The sequence below is a fragment of the Stenotrophomonas sp. SrG genome (assembly GCF_050031795.1).
Classification (GTDB): domain Bacteria; phylum Pseudomonadota; class Gammaproteobacteria; order Xanthomonadales; family Xanthomonadaceae; genus Stenotrophomonas; species Stenotrophomonas rhizophila_A.
Map to the genome: position 1 here is coordinate 1 of NZ_JBNBBE010001422.1, position 234 is coordinate 234.

The following is a 234-nucleotide window of genomic DNA, read 5'->3' on the forward strand; positions in this document are numbered from 1 at the left end:
AGCGCGGGTACGGGGCCAGCAGCGAATAGAACGCCGGGACCACGCACAACGACAGGAAGGTAGAGACGGTGACACCGACGATCACTACGATGCCGATCGTTCCGCGGCTTGCCGAACCCGGGCCGCCGGCGACCACCAGCGGGAGGGCACCGACCACGGTGGCGATGGAGGTCATCAGGATCGGACGCAGGCGCACCATGGCCGATTCGACGATGTCCCGGTGCACGTCGCGCC

General features: G+C 67.9%; 1 protein-coding gene. It reads right to left on the reverse strand.

Annotation, left to right across the window (positions count from 1 at the left end; all coding sequences use genetic code 11):
• A partial coding sequence (locus tag ACQG3P_RS24085) for an efflux RND transporter permease subunit (RefSeq protein ID WP_426806455.1) occupies positions 1–234 on the reverse strand: 234 nt, incomplete at both ends.